Genomic DNA, 1358 nt, shown 5'->3' with positions numbered 1-1358 from the left:
GCTTCAGGGACACGGCATCCCCTATGGCCTGCATAATTCTCTGTCTACGCTTCACAATGATTGTTCGTCCGTGCTTCCTGCCTCTCAAATAATCCTAATTTTAAACTCCGCACATTGCGCAAGACTCGATACGGGTGGCTGGCAGCCGGTAGGCTGTCCGGCGCCGAAGGCGCGAAGTTGATTGACTTGCTATGGGTTTTATACCAATATTCGGTATTATTTGGTACCGAAGGGGTTGCCCCATGGCTAAAAATACGAGTATTACGCTTGGCGAGCATTTTGACGGGTTCATAGCCCAGCAAATAGCTGAAGGTAGATATGCCTCTGCCAGCGAGGTTATGCGCGCAGCTCTTAGGCTGCTGGAAGATAATGAACAGAAAATTGCCACCCTGCGCAAACTGCTGGAAGAAGGCGAAAATAGCGGAACTGCCGAATATAGCTACGAAGCACTGATGAATGAACTGGACGATGAATTTGGCTAATGGGGACATTTACTTTAACCAATAAAGCCAGGGCTGACTTGAAATCCATTGCCGCTTACACCCAGCGAAAGTGGGGAAAAGAGCAACGCCGAACCTACTTGAAGCAATTTGATGATGCATTCCATTTGCTAGCCGATACTCCCGATGTTGGAACCGACTGCGATTTTATCAAATTAGGATATCGTAAATTTCCCAATAGTAGTCATGTAATTTTCTATCGATCTATCAGCGGCACTCAGATAGAAATTGTCCGCATCTTGCACAAGCGCATGGACGCAGAGCTGAACTTGAGTAACCCATAACGCCTTGCACACCGAACCAATTGCGACGTGCAATTTGTGGTAAAAGAGCGCTGCGACCGCATATTGGTGCGGCGTAACTGGTTCCGCGTGCTGCAACTTGTATGGTTCAATTTCCATCGTTGTTAACTGCTGCTCCATGAAGGCGGCACCAATGGGCGATTTCTTAATGAAGCAACAAATTGTTCATGTATTTCTGGCTCGTGGATATGGTCACACCAAGATATGAGGGAATGCATCTCTTCCACTATATATTCAGGACGATTATTCCCATACGCCAATTTCACCAGTTCAGAAGCATGCCAATCCAGATCCTTGACCTGCTGATTTAGACGCCGCCTGACTTTGCGAGGCCAACACATCCAATAAATCCCTAGCACTATCGGTCAATTCAGTGACTCTTTTATGCAAATCGTGCTCGTTTGTCATTGCCAGTTAACGAGACTGTAGAAAAACAAAACTGGCAACAACCGGTTTTTTGCTACTATTTTTCATAGTCTTATCAATCCATTTTTGAATAATACTGCCGAAATTTTTTGGGCGACATCGCTTATATCAACTCGTTGTCGCTACAACT

2 protein-coding genes are annotated in these 1358 nt (G+C 45.8%); both read left to right on the top strand.

The genetic code is table 11. The features are described 5' to 3' along the window. Positions 1-242: 242 nt before the first annotated feature. Entirely contained in the window at positions 243-482 is a 240-nt protein-coding gene (locus ACXAFR_RS27380) for a type II toxin-antitoxin system ParD family antitoxin (protein WP_475183343.1), read from the top strand. Beyond that, complete coding sequence (locus tag ACXAFR_RS27375; protein WP_475183342.1) at positions 482-784, top strand: type II toxin-antitoxin system RelE/ParE family toxin; 303 nt, start codon at positions 482-484, stop codon at positions 782-784. Before ACXAFR_RS27380 ends, ACXAFR_RS27375 begins: the two co-directional genes overlap by 1 nt. Positions 785-1358 lie beyond the last annotated feature (574 nt).

This window comes from Pseudomaricurvus sp. ABR4_320 (assembly GCF_056159445.1).
Note: the sequence above shows the minus strand (reverse complement) of the source record. Positions and strands in the feature narration are given on the sequence as shown.